The sequence below is a fragment of the Halomonas campaniensis genome (assembly GCF_002211105.1).
Taxonomy (GTDB): domain Bacteria; phylum Pseudomonadota; class Gammaproteobacteria; order Pseudomonadales; family Halomonadaceae; genus Vreelandella; species Vreelandella campaniensis_A.
On sequence record NZ_JPUA01000028.1, the window covers coordinates 87,273 to 102,427 of the forward strand.

Genomic DNA, 15,155 nt, shown 5'->3' on the forward strand with positions numbered 1-15,155 from the left:
TACGATGATATGAGGAGGTTCTATGTACACACGCATATTGGGTGCAAGGCGCGCTGTTCAATTGTCACTGCTGTTAGCGGGGCTCTCGCTAATGCACTCGGCGGTGGCCAGCAGTGTGACCGAAAAAGGCGAAACCTTTGAGCGCACGGTAGAGGAGCACGGCCAGCGCTATCGGCTAATCGGGAGCGGCGTGTTTCGTTATATGATCTGGACAGCCTATGCTGGCGCCTATTACCAGCTTGAGGGAGAAACCCAGCCGCAGCCGTTGAGCGACGTACCACGGCGTCTGGAGCTTGCTTATTTTCACGCCATCGACGCTCCCGACTTCGCGGAAGCCACCACAGAAACGCTGCAAAAGAGCCTTACCGCCTATGAATTTTCCCAGTTGGAAGCAGAGGTTGAGGCATTTAACCAAAGCTACCAGGATGTCGAGCCGCAAGATCGCTATGTGCTGAGTTGGGACGGTGACACGCTGCGCCTAGCGCTAAACGGCGACACGCTATATGAGGGAGATAACGCAGAACTGGCTAGCGCCATGTTTGGTATCTGGCTAGGGGAACGGCCTTTGGGTGAAGATTTCCGCGATGCGCTGCTGGGGAAAAATTAACAAGTGGTCGTTATAATGGCCGTTTGTTAGCTGGGAGAGGCGTTGTGAAGGCACTGATTCAGCGCGTGAGGCGTGCTAGCGTAGAAGTGGAAGGCGAGATTGTTGGCAGTATCGATCACGGGCTGCTGGCGCTGGTGGGGGTGGAGAAGCACGATGACGTGGCCGCTGTAGAAAAGCTGCTGCATAAACTGCTCCACTACCGGGTTTTCAGCGATGCCGAAGGCAAAATGAATCAAAACCTGCAGCAGGTGAACGGCGGCTTGCTGCTGGTCTCTCAGTTCACCCTGGCGGCAGATACCCACAAGGGGCTGCGCCCCAGCTTCTCCAGCGCCGCGCCACCCGCCCAAGGCGAAGCGCTATTCAACTTGCTGGTTACCCAGGCCCGCACTGCCTGGCCGAATGTCGCCACCGGTGAATTTGGCGCTGATATGCAGGTGGCGCTAATCAACGATGGCCCGGTAACGTTTTTGTTGGAAAGCTAGTTGTTTACTTTGCAAATATCCTTCGATGGAAAGGAGAGTCGTCATTACATCGAATACTCAGCCACCCACTTGCTGGATCGTTGCTGGGCCTAATGGAGCCGGTAAGACGACCTTCGCACTTCATTATCTCCCTCAGGTAGCGCATTGCTCCCGGTTTATCAATGCCGACTTGATTGCTGCAGGGCTCTCTCCGCTGGCGCCAGAGCGGGAGCTACTAACCGCTAGCAGAATTTTCTTGGGCGAAGTCCAACAGGCAATTGAGGAAAGGGATGACTTTGCCTTTGAAACAACACTATCTGGACGAGGCTATATGCGGCTGGTGAAACAACTGCTATCAGAGGGTTGGCGCGTAGAGTTAGTTTATCTAGCCCTACCTTCCGTCGAAATGTCACGTCTACGCGTTGCAGAGCGTGTTTCACATGGCGGCCACGATATTCCTTCGAAAGACATTCAGCGCCGATTTCCGCGAAGTTTGCGCAACCTATTAACGCTATTTGCGCCATGTGTTACTCGCGCTCGTTGTTTTATGAATGATGGCGATATGCCAGAACTTGTCTTTGAGCAGCGTGGAAGCAAACGAGTTATAATCAATGATCCGTATTTTCAATTAATCTGTAAGGAGTCAGCGCCATGAGCCAGCTTGCACCCGACACGCAGGAAATGCTCAACAGCCTTCGTGCCGCTGTGACAGAAACATTGGAGCGTAAGCGTCGACTTGGCCAGTACGCGGTTATTTGGAAAGACGGCAAACCTGAGTTGGCAGGTGGTGACGCTCCCGAGAGCCAAATAGACATCTCACATCCCCAGGGTTCCTCTACGAGCTAATGATCAGGCATTCCAGTTCCACGATGGCCCGGTAACGTTTTTGTTGGAAAGCTAGCCCTGTTGTTGAGTATTCGCTTTCCGCTAGCTAGCCGTCTCTTCGCTGGCGAGCAGTTCTGCTTCCATTGCTTCCAACGCCTCTTCGGCGCTAAGCCACTGCCGTTCTGACTCGTCTAATCGCGCTTTAATCTCCGCTTGCTGGCTAAGCGTCTTGGTGAGTTCGGCTTTGCGGGCGCTGTCGGTGTAAAGTTCTGGGTCTGCCAGTACTTGCTCTACCTGATCAAGTTCCTGCTGGGCCTTTTCCATGGTTTTTTCAGCCTGATCGCGCTGCTTTTTCAGCGGGCGTAGCTTTTCGCGCAGCTCGGCGGCCGCTTTGCGTGACGCCTTACGCGCTTCACGGCTGTCGCCGCTGGGCTGCTGGCCCTGGCGCTCGGCTTTTTCGCCGCGAGAATCCCGTCGACTCTCTTCCAGGCGCGCTTTGAGCCAAACCCGATAGTCTTCCAAATCGCCATCGAAGGGCTCGACGCGGTTATCCGCCACCTTCCAAAACTCATCGACCGTGGCGCGCAGCAGGTGGCGGTCGTGGGAGACCAGAATCACCGTGCCTTCAAAGCTGGCCAGCGCCTGGGTCAGCGCCTCCCGCATCTCTAAATCCAGGTGGTTGGTAGGCTCATCGAGTAGCAGCAAGTTGGGTTTCTGCCAGGCGACGAGCGCCAGCGCCAAGCGGGCTTTCTCACCCCCGGAGTAGTTGGCGACGGTGCCAAAGGCGTCATCGCCCTTAAAACCAAAACCGCCCAGGAAGTTGCGGATATCCTGATCACTGGCGGTGGGGGAAAGGCGCTGGACGTGCACAAAGGGCGTTGAGGTAACATCCAGCCCTTCAAGCTGATGCTGAGCGAAGTAACCAATCGCCAAGTGCTCGCCGGGTATCCGCTTGCCATTAAGCAGTTCCAGCTCCCCGGTAAGCGACTTAATCAGTGTCGATTTACCCGCCCCATTGGGGCCCAGAAGGCCAATTCGGCTGCCGGGCAGCAGAGTAAGGTTAACGTTATCCAGTTGGATGACATCACTCTTTTCCCCTCGATAACCTAGCTGGGCCTGATCCAGCACCAGCAGCGGGTGGGACGTTTTATCGGCGGCGGGCAGCGTGAAATGGAAAGGGGAATCGACATGGGCAACGGCAATATCCTCCATTCGCTCGAGCATTTTTACCCGACTCTGTGCCTGCTTCGCCTTAGTTGCCTTGGCTTTGAAGCGGGCGATAAAGCGCTCGATTTCCTCTCGACGAGCCTGCTGTTTGGCGGCTTCAGCCTGCTGCAGGGCGAGCTTTTCGGCGCGGGTGCGCTCAAACTGGGAGTAATTGCCGCGGTAGAGTTCCAGGGTTTGGTGATGCATATGCACGATGTGGTCGCACACCGCATCCAAAAAGTCGCGGTCGTGTGAGATCAGCAGCAGGGTGCCGGGGTAGCGGGTCAGCCACTGCTCCAGCCACAGCAGGGCATCCAGATCCAGGTGGTTGGTGGGCTCATCCAGCAGCAGTAAGTCGGAAGGCATAAATAGCGTACGGGCAAGGTTTACCCGCATTCGCCAGCCGCCGGAAAACGCCGAGAGCGGGCGTGAGAGATCCGCCTGGACAAAGCCCAGCCCCACCAGCAGTTGCGCTGCGCGTGACTCTGCGCGGTAGCCATCCAGGGTTTCAATCAAACCGTGCAGTTCAGCTTCGCGATGCGCCTCCCCGGCCTCACGGGCGGCAAGTAAGTCAGCCTCAGCCTGGCGTAGCGCCAAGTCGCCATCGAGTACATACTCGATAATCGGACGGTCGAGGGCGTCAACTTCCTGGGCCATGTGCGCAATGCGCTGGCCACCGCTCATCTCGACGTCGCCCTGGTCAGGCGCAAGCTCGCCGAGCAGCAGTTTGAACAGGCTCGATTTACCGGCGCCGTTTGCCCCGATAATCCCGGCCTTCACTCCGTTGTTCAGGGTGACGTCCGCGTTGTCGAGTAGCGTTTGCGTGCCGCGTTGCAGGGCGACTTGGCGCAGTGCGATCATGCCTTCTCCCGAAGAAAGTGGGTCATTTGATGCGAGATGCTATGACGCTTGATTCTACCCGATTGCAGCGCTTACAGCAGACACCCTTATGGGATTTTGCACTGACGCTGTATGCCAAGCCTGGCGTTGAGGCCGCCTGTCTGACGCTTCAAGATGATGCTGGGCTGGACGTTTGCGAGGTGCTGTTTCATTGCTGGCTCTATTCGTCCGGGTTGGAAGCCATTCCCGCTGCACTGAAACGTGAGCGTGAGCAGCGCCGCTTGTGGCAGTGTAATGTGACGGCGGTTTTGCGTGGATTACGCCGCGACCTAAAAGCCATGGCGGCGACGAGTGAGTCCGTGAAAGCGCTGCGCTCAACCATCAAACAGGCAGAATTGATGGCTGAGCGTGAGAACCTTCAACGTTGGCAAATGTGGGCTTTGGAAGCGTCCGACAATAGAGAACGTGTCGCAAACGTTGCCGAAAAGACGTCAGATGCGTCTAAATGGCTGCGAAAACAGCTTGTTATTAGCCCGCATGATAGTCTCTCTGAGAATCGCTTAAAACAGCTACCTACGTGGCTTAAGTCGCTACAAACGCTTACTTGCCAGCTTGACCCTTACCAAGGAGCGCGCTAGCCTGAATTTAAGCTGTTTTTGAAATACCTAGCGTTTTTCGCCCGCTAGCAGGCAGTGTGAATTGCTGTATGGATTGCATGACTACCTGTTAGTGCACACCGGGATACGGGTTAATAAACCCCGGTTGGCGAATAAAGTGTCGCGTTGGGAAATGCGATACTGACCTCACTGTTAAAACATTGAATTTTAACAGTGGGGTTCTCAAAACTAGGTTTTTGCGCATTCGTACAGCGCGCTTACCACTGCAAGGGGAACACCGCATGAAGGCAAGCAAATCCGTTTCTACTCGTTCTGTAACGACAAAGTTATTGACCACAGCCAGTGTAGGCGCACTGCTGTTTGGTCTCAGCGCCGCTGCTCAAGCAGATAACTGGCGCTACGCTCACGAAGAGTATGAAGGCGACGTTCAAGACGTTTTTGCCTACGCTTTTAAAGAGTATATCGAAGATAACTCAGACCACACCGTACAAGTTTACCGCTTTGGTGAGCTGGGCGAGTCCGACGATATTATGGAGCAGACCCAGAACGGCATTCTACAGTTCGTAAACCAGTCTCCTGGTTTTACCGGGGCGCTGATTCCTGAAGCGCAAATTTTCTTCATTCCTTACTTGTTGCCGACTGATGAAGAAACCGTCCTAGAGTTCTTCGACGAAAGTAAAGCTATCAACGAGATGTTCCCTGAGCTTTACGCTGAGCAAGGCCTAGAGCTGTTGAAGATGTATCCGGAAGGCGAAATGGTTATTACGACCAATGAGCCGTTCTCATCGCCTGAGGAACTGGATAACAAAAAAATTCGCACTATGACCAACCCGCTCCTGACAGAGACCTACGACGCCTTTGGTGCAACGCCGACCCCGCTGCCATGGGGCGAAGTATATGGTGGTCTACAAACGGGCATCATCGATGGTCAAGAGAATCCGATCTTCTGGATCGAATCTGGCGGTCTGTATGAGGTCTCTCCACACCTGACATTTACTGGCCACGGTTGGTTCACCACCGCCATGATGGCCAACCAGGACTTCTACGAAGGGCTATCTGAAGAAGATCAGGAACTAGTGCAAGAAGCCTCTGAAGCCGCCTATGACCACACCATTGAGCATATCAAAGGCTTGGCTGAAGAGTCGCTAGAGAAGATTCAGGCAGCGTCTGATGAAGTGACGGTGACACGTCTCGATGAAGAGCAAATTCAAGCCTTCCGTGATCGTGCCCCGCAGGTTGAAGAAGCCTTCCTGGAAATGACCGGTGAGAAAGGTCAGGAGCTACTGGAGCAGTTTAAAGCTGACCTTGAAGCCGTGACTAACGAGTAAGCACCTTTTTTAGCCACACTGGCGTAGGGGTGATGATCAAGGGGCAGCACAGGCTGCCCCTTTTTGTTTTGCGCGGTAAGGCGCAAGCCATGCGGGCTGTGTTAACAACGTAACCGTGGGTTACGTACATCAAGCGTTGAATCACCGGCGGCTGCATGCCGTTACGCTAGAATTAACGCTTCGACAGTAACACGAAGTGGGTGTGGACTAGATAGCTCTGGGATAACGCTTTGTTTATTGTGCCGACGGCACTTAACGGATGCCGTTAGCGCCGTTCAAAAGGAGTCCGGCCATGACCGATGATGAGATGGAAAAGAGTTACCGCTCCGGTTTGCCGGGGATACTGGGTGTGATCGACACTGCAATTAGCAAAATAGAAGCCGTGATACTCGCGATGGGTGTTTTGCTAATGGCGCTGAATACGGTCACCAACGTAGTTGCCCGCTTTGTATTTGGCAACAGCATTATGTTTTCGGGTGAGCTAAACCGCATTTTAATCATCATGATTACGTTCGCGGGCATCGGCTATGCCGCGCGCCATGGCCGCCATATACGTATGTCGGCTATTTATGATGCGTTACCGGTAGGCGGCCGCAAAGTACTGATGATTTTTATTGCGCTGTTCACCTCGCTGGTGATGTTTTTCCTCCTCTACTATTCGATTGTTTATATTCTTGATCTGCAAAGTAAAGGCCGTGTGCTGCCCTCCCTGGGCTTACCGGTGTGGATCATTTACCTATGGGTGCCGATGGGTTTTTTAATCACCGGTATTCAATACCTGCTGACTGCCGTTAAAAACGTTACATCCCACGATGTCTATCTTTCGACGGGCGTGGTGGATGGCTATAAAGACACTGAAACAGAAGTCTAATGCGGGGCACTGCACCCTAGGGGAACAGCTATGACGACAATAATGGTCACCACCATGATTGCCCTGCTGCTGCTGGGCTTTCCAATGATGATTCCGCTGATTACCGCCGCGGTAATTGGCTTCTATATGATGTTTAACGGCTTTGGTCAGATGGATACGCTGATCCAGCAGATGATGGCGGGTATACGACCAGCCTCGTTAATTGCTGTGCCCATGTTTATCCTTGCTGCCGATATTATGACCCGCGGGCAGTCCGCTAACCGTTTGATTGATATGGTCATGGCGTTTATTGGTCATATTAAAGGCGGCTTGGCGGTAAGCACGGCGGCTTCGTGCACGCTGTTCGGTGCTGTATCCGGTTCTACCCAGGCGACCGTGGTGGCCGTTGGCTCACCGCTGCGTCCGAAAATGCTTAAAGCGGGCTACTCAGACTCTTTCACGCTGGCGCTGATTATCAATGCCAGTGATATCGCGTTTTTGATTCCCCCCAGTATCGGCATGATCATTTATGGGGTTATTTCGGGTACTTCCATCGGCGAACTGTTTATTGCCGGTATTGGCCCAGGGTTAATGATCCTGTGTATGTTCTCGATTTACTGCATTATTTACGCCATCGTTAAAGATGTGCCTACGGAAGCAAAATCGAGCTGGAGAGAGCGGGCGGTAGCGGTTCAGCAGGCTCTTTGGCCACTTGGCTTTCCGGTCATTATTGTCGGTGGTATTTACGGCGGTATCTTCAGCCCAACGGAAGCCGCTGCGGCCTGTGTGCTGTATGCCATATTGCTTGAGTTTGTGGTCTTCCGCTCGCTTAAGATGAACGACATCTATGCCATCGCCAAGTCTACCGGCCTGATTACCGCCGTGGTATTTATCCTGGTCGCAGTCGGTAACGGCTTCTCATGGATCATTTCGTTTGCCCAGATCCCACAAATGATCCTGGAGGCGGTGGGGGTCAATGATGCAGGCCCAACCGGCGTATTGATCGCCATCTGCATCTCCTTCTTTGTGGCCTGTATGTTTGTTGACCCGATTGTGGTTATTCTGGTGCTGACGCCCATTTTTGCGCCTGCCATTGCGGCGACGGGTCTGGATCCTGTGCTGGTGGGTATTCTGATTACCCTGCAGGTGGCGATAGGTTCGGCAACCCCGCCCTTTGGGTGCGATATTTTCACCGCGATTGCAATTTTCAAGCGCCCCTACTGGGATGTGATCAAAGGTACTCCGCCGTTTATTTTCATGCTGATCCTAGCGGCCGCTCTACTGATTATGTTCCCGCAAATTGCGCTGTTCCTGCGCGATGTTGCCTTCCGCTAAACAGCCACAAGGAGTACGCGAATGTTTAATCGCATTTTAGTCCCGGTGGATGGTTCTAAAGGCGCCTTGCGGGCGCTGGAAAAGGCGGTGGGTTTGCAAATGCTAACCGGCGCTGAGCTCTATCTGCTGTGTGTGTTTAAACACCACAGCCTGCTGGAAGCCTCGCTCTCTATGGTGCGGCCTAACCAGTTGGATATTCCTGACGACGCGTTAAAAGAGTACGCCACCGAGATCGCTGTGCATGCGAAGTCCCATGCGATTGAACTGGGCGCGGACAGTGCCCGTGTGCGTGCTTTTGTAAAGGGCGGGCGGCCCTCGCGCATTATTGTCCGCTTTGCCCGTAAGCGGGAGTGCGATCTGATCGTGATTGGCGCCCAGGGCACCAATGGCGAGAAGAACCCGCTGTTGGGCAGCGTTTCTCAACGAGTGGCGGGAGCGGCGCACTGCCCCACCCTGGTGGTCTAAAGCCGCTAAACCTCTCTCTCATTTTGTGGTCTTATTGGCACCCACCACCCCGAAGATGCAGCTCGGGGCGGTGGGTGTTAGTCTTTGCGTAACACTGATTGGCGTTCGGCGCCGCTATAAAAAGGATCTTTCATGAAACAACTGCTCTCTACTACGGCTCTGACAGGTTTGCTTTTGGTTGCCCCTTTTGCCGCGGCAGCGCCCGAAACCGATGAACAGCGCTTGGCTTACAGCCTGGGTGTCACTCTGGGTGAAAGCATGCAGGCGGATATCGAAGATCTCGACTTGGATGCATTTCACGAGGGTATGAGTGACGTCTTTGAAGGCAATGACTTGGCGCTCAGTGAAGAAGAGATGACCGAAGCGTTGATGGCCTTCCAGGAGCAGTCAATGCAGGCGCGTGAAGCAGAAGCTGAAGAGATTGCGCAGATGAATCTCGAGGAGGGTGAAGCTTTCCTGGCTGAAAACGCTGAGCGCGACGAAGTGTCCGTCACTGACTCAGGCCTCCAGTATGAAGTGCTTGAAACGGGCGACGGCGCGAAGCCTGGCCCTGAAGACACCGTCGAAGTGAACTACGAGGGTATGCTGCTGGATGGCACCGTTTTCGATAGCTCATTTGAGCGTGGCGAATCCGTCAGCTTCCAAACCAACCAAGTGATCGAAGGTTGGCAGGAAGCGCTGCAGATGATGAGCGTTGGTGATAGCTGGATGCTGTATATTCCTGCGGATCTTGCTTACGGCGAGAATGGTCAAGGGCCGATTGGGCCTAACGAAGTGCTGACCTTCCGCGTTGAACTGTTGGGCGTCGAATAAGCGATGATCACAACCCCCTCTTCGAACCTGCGTTCTCTCGCCCAGACACTGGTTTGCTTAGGTCTGTGCACGCCGCTGCTAGCGCAGGCCGAGACGGACAGTGAGCCTGAGAATTTGCCCGCCCTAAGTGCTGCGAGTGAGCAGGCCAGCGTAGTGGGGGTATCCTCGGGCGGCTATATGGCGACCCAGCTAGCGGTAGCTTGGCCCGAGCGGTTTAGTGGCCTAGGTGTACTGGCAGCAGGGCCCTGGAGCTGCGCCCAGGGCTCGCTCAGTTTGGCGCTTAATCAGTGCATGATGACCCGCCGTGGCTTGCCTTCGCTAGATGAATTGGAGGCTCGCCACCAGCGCTATATTGAGCTTGAACAGGTTGGCAGCGCTGAGGCGCTTAGCCAGCTTAGAGCCTACTTATGGCACGGCGAAGAGGATGAAGTGGTTGAGCCACAGCTCGGCGACCTGCTTGCTGAGCAGTGGCAGCAGTGGCTTGCTTCGCCTGATCAACTGCGCGTTGCACGCAGTGAAAAGGCGGGGCATGGCTGGCCGATACAGTTACCCAGCGAAGCCGCCCCCGGGCCCCACGAGTGGGGTGATTGTCGTCAGGGTGGGGGGAGCTTTTTGTTGTCCTGCGATGAGGATATTGCCGGAGAAATGCTGGATTGGCTCTATCCCGAACGAGAAGCCTCGGGCGCTAGTGAGCAAGAGGCAGGGCAAGGTGGTGAATTGGTCGCCTTTGATCAGTCAGAGTTTGCGGTAAAGGGCCTAGCGGACACCGGCTATGCGTTTATACCCGAAGGCTGTGAAGCGGGCGAGTGCCCGGTCACGCTGGCGCTGCACGGCTGTCAAATGAACGCAGAGGCCATTGGCGATACGTTTATACGCTACACCGGGTTAAATGCCTGGGCGGCAGCGCATCAACAAATCGTACTCTATCCTCAGGCCGAAAGCAGCATGGCGAACCCGCAGGGCTGCTGGGACTGGTGGGGGTTTGCCGAAAGCACCTGGCAGTTAAGCCCCCAGCACGATACCCGCGACGGTACCCAAATTGGGGCGCTGATGGCGATGTTGGATCGTTTGCAGTCAGCACCTGAACAAGCCGATTAAGAGGCGCCGCTTAGCCGCCCAGCTCGCTCTCTAATGCGGAAACCAGTCCATGCGGGGTCGGTGAGTAGAGCACCCGCTGAAGAATATCGCCCTCGCGATTAACCAAAAAAAGCGAGGCGCTGTGGTCAATGGTGTAGTCCATTGCTGAACCCGGCGCTTCGACTTTCCGCCAGATCACCCCATAGCGTGAGGCGACATCCTCAAGCTGCTCCTGGCTGCCCACTGCACCGATAAACGCCTCGCCGAAAAAGCCCATGTACTCCTGCATGCGCTCAATCGTGTCGCGTTCGGGGTCAACGGTGATCATTACCGGCACTACACGCTCGCGCTGCTCCTCAGAGAGCTGGGCCAGGGCTTGGCGTTTAACCGATTGGGTCATGGGGCAAATGTCAGGGCAGTAGGTATAGCCAAACGAAACAATCGCGACTTGATCGTCGTCCAGCTGGGTCAATGAAAAATCACCCTGAGTAGAGGGTAAGTCTACCGGGCCTCCTACGGGTTCGCCATCTTGAGGGGCGAAGGCATACTGATAGAGGCCAATGCCGCTGGCTATGAGTAAAACCGCGACTAACCCGGCGCCTAGCCATAAGGGTTTTCGTGCCATATGCGTTAACTCCGAATCACGTCAAAATCGAACCAGCTGCCTACCTTGCCTTCTGCGGTTTGCAGTATGACACGCGCTCGCCAGGGCATAACGTTCTGAGTGCAAATCCCCACTTGGCCTTGACCTTGAAAGTGGCCGGGTGCATCGGCGCTAAGGGCAAAGCGATGTAAGCCCAAGTCCATATCCCGACCAATAAAATCGACCTCGACCTGGGTGGCGGTGAGGCCATCCACCTCCACTTCCAGCGGCAGTATCTCCAATGCATCAATCCGTCCATTTGCCTGCACGTTGAGCGTGATACGGCCTACATCACCCAAAGTAGCAGTGCAGGGCGCTGCGTGCAGGTTACAGCTTGATGTGGGCGGAAACCATGTCACATCGCTATCGCGATGAAGCCAATGGGCAAAGGCGTACCATGCGCAGGCCGCCAACGCCAAGCCAGTGACCAGTATCAGTACCCTTAAGGCGGGGAAGCCCGCCGGGGGAGCAGGTTTTGATATCATCTTCATGGCAGAATAATCGCTACGCAAGCCGTGGGGGCGGGGTGTTATAGCCATGGTAACAGCAATCGCGCCGATATCGCTGTGCTGGGATGTCGCAGGCAAAAGGGACGTAAATGGAGAGTATCACTGGCGCTTTAGGCCCACTATTTCTATTGATCTTACTGGGTGCCGTGCTTGGCTATGGGCGTTGGCCTAGCGACACCTTCTGGCCGCAAATGGAGCGGCTGATCTACTTTGTGCTGTTTCCCTCTATGCTGGTGGGAACCCTGGCCACCGCTGATGTCAGCCAGGTGCCGGTTGGCCGCTTGGCGCTGGTGCTGCTGGGCGCGATGGCGCTGTTTGGCCTGCTGCTCTGGCGTTTACGTGGCTGGCTACAGCTAACGCCTGCGGCGTTTACGTCGGTATTTCAAGGCGCGGTACGTTTTAATACCTATGTGGGCGTTGCTGGCGCCGCCGCGCTACACGGCAGCCTAGGCGCGACCACCGCAGCCGTCGCCGTGGCACTAATGGTGCCAGTGGTTAACGTAATGTGTGTGGCCAGCTTTGTCGCCGCTGGCACTCTAGGCGGTGCGAGCGTAGGTAAAAGTGCCATGGCGTTGATTAAAAATCCGCTGATTCTGGCCTGCTTGGCGGGTATTGGCCTGAACCTGTCGGGCGTTGGTTTGCCCGGCTGGAGTCAAGATACGGTGGCGCTGCTGGGGCGTGCGGCGTTGCCATTAGGCTTGGTGGCCGTGGGTGTGGCGCTGCGCCCGGCGGCGCTACTACGCATTGACCGCGGCGTACTGGCCACCAATAGCGTTAAACTGCTGCTCATGCCCGCGCTGGTATTGGCATTAACCTGGATCCTGCAGCTGGATCCCGTAAGCCGCGACGTAGCGCTACTGTTTGCAGCACTGCCCACCGCCACCTCTGCGTATATCCTAGCCCGCCAGCTGGGCGGCGATGCCGAACTGATGGCCGCGATCATTACTGGCCAAACCCTACTGGCCATGCTCACCCTCCCGTTGTGGCTTCAGCTGGTTAGCTAAGAGTGGGAAAGCTAAATAAAAAATATTCGTATTTATGTTGACGGTGTAAATGAGAACTATTACAGTGTGATTGTCAGCGTTTGATGAGACGCTGGCAACCAGGACAGCTGCTTGGCAAACATTCATCGCCAGTTTTCTGTCATGGTTTCTCCCTCTCATTGCTAGTCACGGTCTTTTTGCCGCTCCATTGGAGCGGCTTTCTTTTTTTATGGTACCCATTTTTATTCACCTCCTGTGGGGGCGATTGCGTTGTTCGCTTTCGACAAACGGTAATAAAAAATATTCGTATTTGTATTGACGGGGTAAATGAGAACTATTACAGTGTGATTGTCAGCGTTTAATGAGACGCTGGCAACCACGACAGAAACCGCCAGTTTCCTGTCATGGTTTCTCCCTCTCATTGCTAGTCACGGTCTTTTTGCCGCTCCAATGGAGCGGCTTTCTTTTTTGCGTCTACTAACCTTCCCCGCTCTCTACGCTTACCGATTTTTGGCTACGTGTATGCGCTTAGCCGCTTATATTTTTAATACAAAAACCGCTGTAGCGCCGCAGGATGACATGTGTCATTGCTTGGGGGCGCTTTGGCGTCTACGTTTTATAAGTAGCGTTTAAAGGCGTTTATTAATAAGCACACTAACGGAGGAGTTTGCTATGAGCGATACACAAGATCTTTTCCCGACTCGCTTGGAACGAAAGTTGGGAATGTTTAAGCGTATTGATCCCGTGGTATATGGCGATGAATCACAGCTTGCGAATGGCCCTTTGAGCAAGTCAGAAATTGATGAGTACGAGAAAAAGGGGTTTCTGTCATTTGAAGGCTTTTTTGACGCCGATGATATGCAGGCTTTTCTTCAAGAGCTGCGTGAGTATGAAGACGATGCTGATCTCAAGCTCTCAGAAGGCACTATCCTTGAGCCAGGACGTGAAGAGATACGCACCGTTTTCGGCATTCATGATGTTTCAAAACGTTTCCAGCGCTTGACTCAAGATCCCAAATTGTTAGCGATCGTCAAGCAACTGCTGGGCAGCGATGTATATATCCACCAGTCACGCATTAACTATAAGCCAGGCTTCAAAGGCAAAGGGTTTGAGTGGCACTCCGACTTTGAAACATGGCATAGCGAAGATGGCATGCCGCGTATGCGTGCGTTAAGTTGCTCCATCGTACTCACTGACAACGGTGAATTTAACGGTCCACTCATGCTAATCCCCGGTTCGCATCAGTACTTTGTTCCCTGTGTGGGACGAACGCCGGAAAATAACTATAAAGAGTCGCTAAAAAGCCAAGAGGTAGGCGTGCCCCCAGCCAGTAGTCTTCGCGAGATAATGCTAGAAAACGATATCGAGGCGCCTAAGGGGCCTGCCGGTTCGCTGGTGATCTTTGAATGCAATACCATGCACGGCTCGAATATCAATATGTCTTGCTGGCCGAGAAGTAATCTGTTCTTTGTTTACAACAGTGTTGAAAACACGCTGCACGACCCTTACTGCGGTAACCGGCCCAGGCCTGAGTTTCTGGCCAATCGTTCGGATTGGGAGCCGCTAAAACCGCTCAACGAGTAAAGCCCATGCGCATCGCCGTGTTTAGTGCTAAACCCTACGACCGCACTTTTCTTACACGCGCCAACTCGGGGCATCGCCACCACTTAAGCTTTTTTGAGGCGCGTTTAACTGAAGACACGGCGACCTTAGCCAACGGTTTTGACGCGGTTTGTGCCTTCGTGAATGACTGCCTTGATGCCGCCGTGTTAGAGCAACTGCATGATGGCGGCACAACATTGGTAGCGCTACGTTCAGCGGGCTTTAATCATGTCGATTTGGCTGCCGCTGAACGGTTAGGCATAGCGGTTGCGCGGGTACCCGCCTATTCACCCCATGCGGTTGCCGAGCATGCGGTGGCGCTCGTGCTAAGCCTGAACCGCATGACTTATCGCGCTTACAACCGTGTGCGGGAGGGCAATTTTGCCCTTGATGGCCTGCTAGGGTTCGACCTGCACGGTAAAACGGTAGGCATTATTGGCACGGGGCATATTGGGCTGATTTTTGCCGATATTATGCACGGCTTTGGTTGCCGGGTAGTGGCCAGCGACCCATTTCCCAGCCCGGCTGCGAAATCCTTTGTTGAGTACGTGCCGCTAGCTACGCTGTTTGCCAGCGCCGACATTATTTCTCTGCACTGTCCGTTAACGCCTGAGACTCACCATTTGATTGATGCTGACGCCATCGCGCAAATGAAGGAAGGCGTCATGCTGATCAATACCGGCCGCGGAAGGGTGGTCGATACCCAAGCTGTGATAGCAGGACTGAAAAGCGGCAAAATCGGCCGCTTAGGGTTGGATGTTTACGAAGAGGAAGAGCAGTTGTTCTTTGAAGACCTCTCCCAGGGTGTGATTGACGACGATCAGTTTATGCGCCTAACGACCTTCCATAATGTACTGATCACCGGTCATCAGGCTTTCTTCACTGCCGAGGCGCTGACCAATATCGCCGAGACCACGCTGGCGAACATCGATGCTTTTGAAAGTGGAAGTGGCACCATGCATCGGGTGTGTGCCAAATAACTCACCTCCACTCA

The 15,155-nt window shown here is 54.3% G+C and carries 17 protein-coding genes; 14 read left to right on the top strand and 3 right to left on the bottom strand.

The window, feature by feature from the left end; translation table 11 throughout:
- Positions 1–22 precede the first annotated feature (22 nt).
- Genes JI62_RS10670 through JI62_RS10685 form a run of 4 tightly spaced genes read left to right on the top strand, consistent with a single transcriptional unit; the run spans position 23 to position 1,914 of the window.
- Positions 23–607 (top strand): chalcone isomerase family protein, encoded by a 585-nt coding sequence (locus JI62_RS10670; protein WP_088700135.1) that lies wholly within the window; start codon positions 23–25, stop codon positions 605–607.
- A gap of 44 nt (positions 608–651) precedes the next feature.
- Positions 652–1,089, top strand: a complete 438-nt coding sequence (gene dtd, locus JI62_RS10675; protein WP_088700136.1) for a D-aminoacyl-tRNA deacylase — start codon at positions 652–654, stop codon at positions 1,087–1,089.
- A 25-nt stretch (positions 1,090–1,114) separates the two neighbouring features.
- Positions 1,115–1,723, top strand: coding sequence for a zeta toxin family protein (locus tag JI62_RS10680; RefSeq protein ID WP_088700137.1), 609 nt, complete (start codon positions 1,115–1,117; stop codon positions 1,721–1,723).
- Entirely contained in the window at positions 1,720–1,914 is a 195-nt protein-coding gene (locus tag JI62_RS10685) for a hypothetical protein (RefSeq protein ID WP_088700138.1), read from the top strand. Before JI62_RS10680 ends, JI62_RS10685 begins: the two co-directional genes overlap by 4 nt.
- Positions 1,915–1,995: 81 nt before the next feature.
- Here the strand turns inward: JI62_RS10685 and JI62_RS10690 are convergent, their stop codons facing one another.
- Positions 1,996–3,960, bottom strand: a complete 1,965-nt coding sequence (locus JI62_RS10690; protein ID WP_088700139.1) for an ATP-binding cassette domain-containing protein — start codon at positions 3,958–3,960, stop codon at positions 1,996–1,998.
- 41 nt (positions 3,961–4,001) lie between these two features.
- On the opposite strand from JI62_RS10690, the gene JI62_RS10695 reads away from it, so the two are divergent.
- The 7 genes from JI62_RS10695 (at position 4,002) to JI62_RS10725 (ending at position 10,445) form a co-directional block, all read left to right on the top strand.
- Positions 4,002–4,577, top strand: a complete 576-nt coding sequence (locus JI62_RS10695; protein ID WP_240513216.1) for a TIGR02444 family protein — start codon at positions 4,002–4,004, stop codon at positions 4,575–4,577.
- Between the two features lie 260 nt (positions 4,578–4,837).
- On the top strand, positions 4,838–5,884 hold the full coding sequence (gene dctP / locus JI62_RS10700) for a TRAP transporter substrate-binding protein DctP (protein ID WP_088700141.1): 1,047 nt from the start codon (positions 4,838–4,840) through the stop codon (positions 5,882–5,884).
- 292 nt (positions 5,885–6,176) lie between these two features.
- A complete protein-coding gene (locus JI62_RS10705; RefSeq protein ID WP_088700142.1) occupies positions 6,177–6,755 on the top strand; it encodes a TRAP transporter small permease in 579 nt (192 codons plus the stop codon).
- A gap of 30 nt (positions 6,756–6,785) precedes the next feature.
- Entirely contained in the window at positions 6,786–8,069 is a 1,284-nt protein-coding gene (locus tag JI62_RS10710; RefSeq protein WP_088700143.1) for a TRAP transporter large permease, read from the top strand.
- A gap of 21 nt (positions 8,070–8,090) precedes the next feature.
- The gene (locus JI62_RS10715) at positions 8,091–8,534 is read left to right on the top strand and encodes a universal stress protein (protein ID WP_088700144.1); all 444 of its coding nucleotides are present in this window, start codon (positions 8,091–8,093) and stop codon (positions 8,532–8,534) included.
- Positions 8,535–8,666: 132 nt separating this feature from the next.
- Complete coding sequence (locus JI62_RS10720; RefSeq protein WP_088700145.1) at positions 8,667–9,347, top strand: FKBP-type peptidyl-prolyl cis-trans isomerase; 681 nt, start codon at positions 8,667–8,669, stop codon at positions 9,345–9,347.
- A 3-nt stretch (positions 9,348–9,350) separates the two neighbouring features.
- The gene (locus tag JI62_RS10725; protein WP_088700146.1) at positions 9,351–10,445 is read left to right on the top strand and encodes a PHB depolymerase family esterase; all 1,095 of its coding nucleotides are present in this window, start codon (positions 9,351–9,353) and stop codon (positions 10,443–10,445) included.
- A gap of 10 nt (positions 10,446–10,455) precedes the next feature.
- Here the strand turns inward: JI62_RS10725 and JI62_RS10730 are convergent, their stop codons facing one another.
- On the bottom strand, positions 10,456–11,049 hold the full coding sequence (locus tag JI62_RS10730) for an SCO family protein (protein WP_088700147.1): 594 nt from the start codon (positions 11,047–11,049) through the stop codon (positions 10,456–10,458).
- Between the two features lie 5 nt (positions 11,050–11,054).
- Entirely contained in the window at positions 11,055–11,558 is a 504-nt protein-coding gene (locus JI62_RS10735; RefSeq protein WP_240513217.1) for a hypothetical protein, read from the bottom strand.
- A 107-nt stretch (positions 11,559–11,665) separates the two neighbouring features.
- On the opposite strand from JI62_RS10735, the gene JI62_RS10740 reads away from it, so the two are divergent.
- The 3 genes from JI62_RS10740 to JI62_RS10750 all read left to right on the top strand — a co-directional run bounded on the left by JI62_RS10740 (position 11,666) and on the right by JI62_RS10750 (position 15,141).
- Positions 11,666–12,580, top strand: coding sequence for an AEC family transporter (locus JI62_RS10740; protein ID WP_088700148.1), 915 nt, complete (start codon positions 11,666–11,668; stop codon positions 12,578–12,580).
- 651 nt (positions 12,581–13,231) lie between these two features.
- Positions 13,232–14,143, top strand: a complete 912-nt coding sequence (thpD, locus tag JI62_RS10745) for an ectoine hydroxylase (RefSeq protein ID WP_088700149.1) — start codon at positions 13,232–13,234, stop codon at positions 14,141–14,143.
- Between the two features lie 5 nt (positions 14,144–14,148).
- The gene (locus JI62_RS10750) at positions 14,149–15,141 is read left to right on the top strand and encodes a 2-hydroxyacid dehydrogenase (RefSeq protein ID WP_088700150.1); all 993 of its coding nucleotides are present in this window, start codon (positions 14,149–14,151) and stop codon (positions 15,139–15,141) included.
- Positions 15,142–15,155 lie beyond the last annotated feature (14 nt).

Coding starts and splice junctions, on each gene's coding strand:
- JI62_RS10740 (WP_088700148.1), top strand. CDS start 11,666: ATGGAGAGTATCACTGGCGCTTTAGGCCCACTATTTCTATTGATCTTA.
- JI62_RS10710 (WP_088700143.1), top strand. CDS start 6,786: ATGACGACAATAATGGTCACCACCATGATTGCCCTGCTGCTGCTGGGC.
- JI62_RS10725 (WP_088700146.1), top strand. CDS start 9,351: ATGATCACAACCCCCTCTTCGAACCTGCGTTCTCTCGCCCAGACACTG.
- JI62_RS10680 (WP_088700137.1), top strand. CDS start 1,115: ATGGAAAGGAGAGTCGTCATTACATCGAATACTCAGCCACCCACTTGC.
- JI62_RS10695 (WP_240513216.1), top strand. CDS start 4,002: ATGACGCTTGATTCTACCCGATTGCAGCGCTTACAGCAGACACCCTTA.
- JI62_RS10735 (WP_240513217.1), bottom strand. CDS start 11,558: ATGAAGATGATATCAAAACCTGCTCCCCCGGCGGGCTTCCCCGCCTTA.
- JI62_RS10730 (WP_088700147.1), bottom strand. CDS start 11,049: ATGGCACGAAAACCCTTATGGCTAGGCGCCGGGTTAGTCGCGGTTTTA.
- JI62_RS10750 (WP_088700150.1), top strand. CDS start 14,149: ATGCGCATCGCCGTGTTTAGTGCTAAACCCTACGACCGCACTTTTCTT.
- JI62_RS10705 (WP_088700142.1), top strand. CDS start 6,177: ATGACCGATGATGAGATGGAAAAGAGTTACCGCTCCGGTTTGCCGGGG.
- dctP (WP_088700141.1), top strand. CDS start 4,838: ATGAAGGCAAGCAAATCCGTTTCTACTCGTTCTGTAACGACAAAGTTA.
- JI62_RS10720 (WP_088700145.1), top strand. CDS start 8,667: ATGAAACAACTGCTCTCTACTACGGCTCTGACAGGTTTGCTTTTGGTT.
- JI62_RS10670 (WP_088700135.1), top strand. CDS start 23: ATGTACACACGCATATTGGGTGCAAGGCGCGCTGTTCAATTGTCACTG.
- thpD (WP_088700149.1), top strand. CDS start 13,232: ATGAGCGATACACAAGATCTTTTCCCGACTCGCTTGGAACGAAAGTTG.
- JI62_RS10685 (WP_088700138.1), top strand. CDS start 1,720: ATGAGCCAGCTTGCACCCGACACGCAGGAAATGCTCAACAGCCTTCGT.
- JI62_RS10715 (WP_088700144.1), top strand. CDS start 8,091: ATGTTTAATCGCATTTTAGTCCCGGTGGATGGTTCTAAAGGCGCCTTG.
- JI62_RS10690 (WP_088700139.1), bottom strand. CDS start 3,960: ATGATCGCACTGCGCCAAGTCGCCCTGCAACGCGGCACGCAAACGCTA.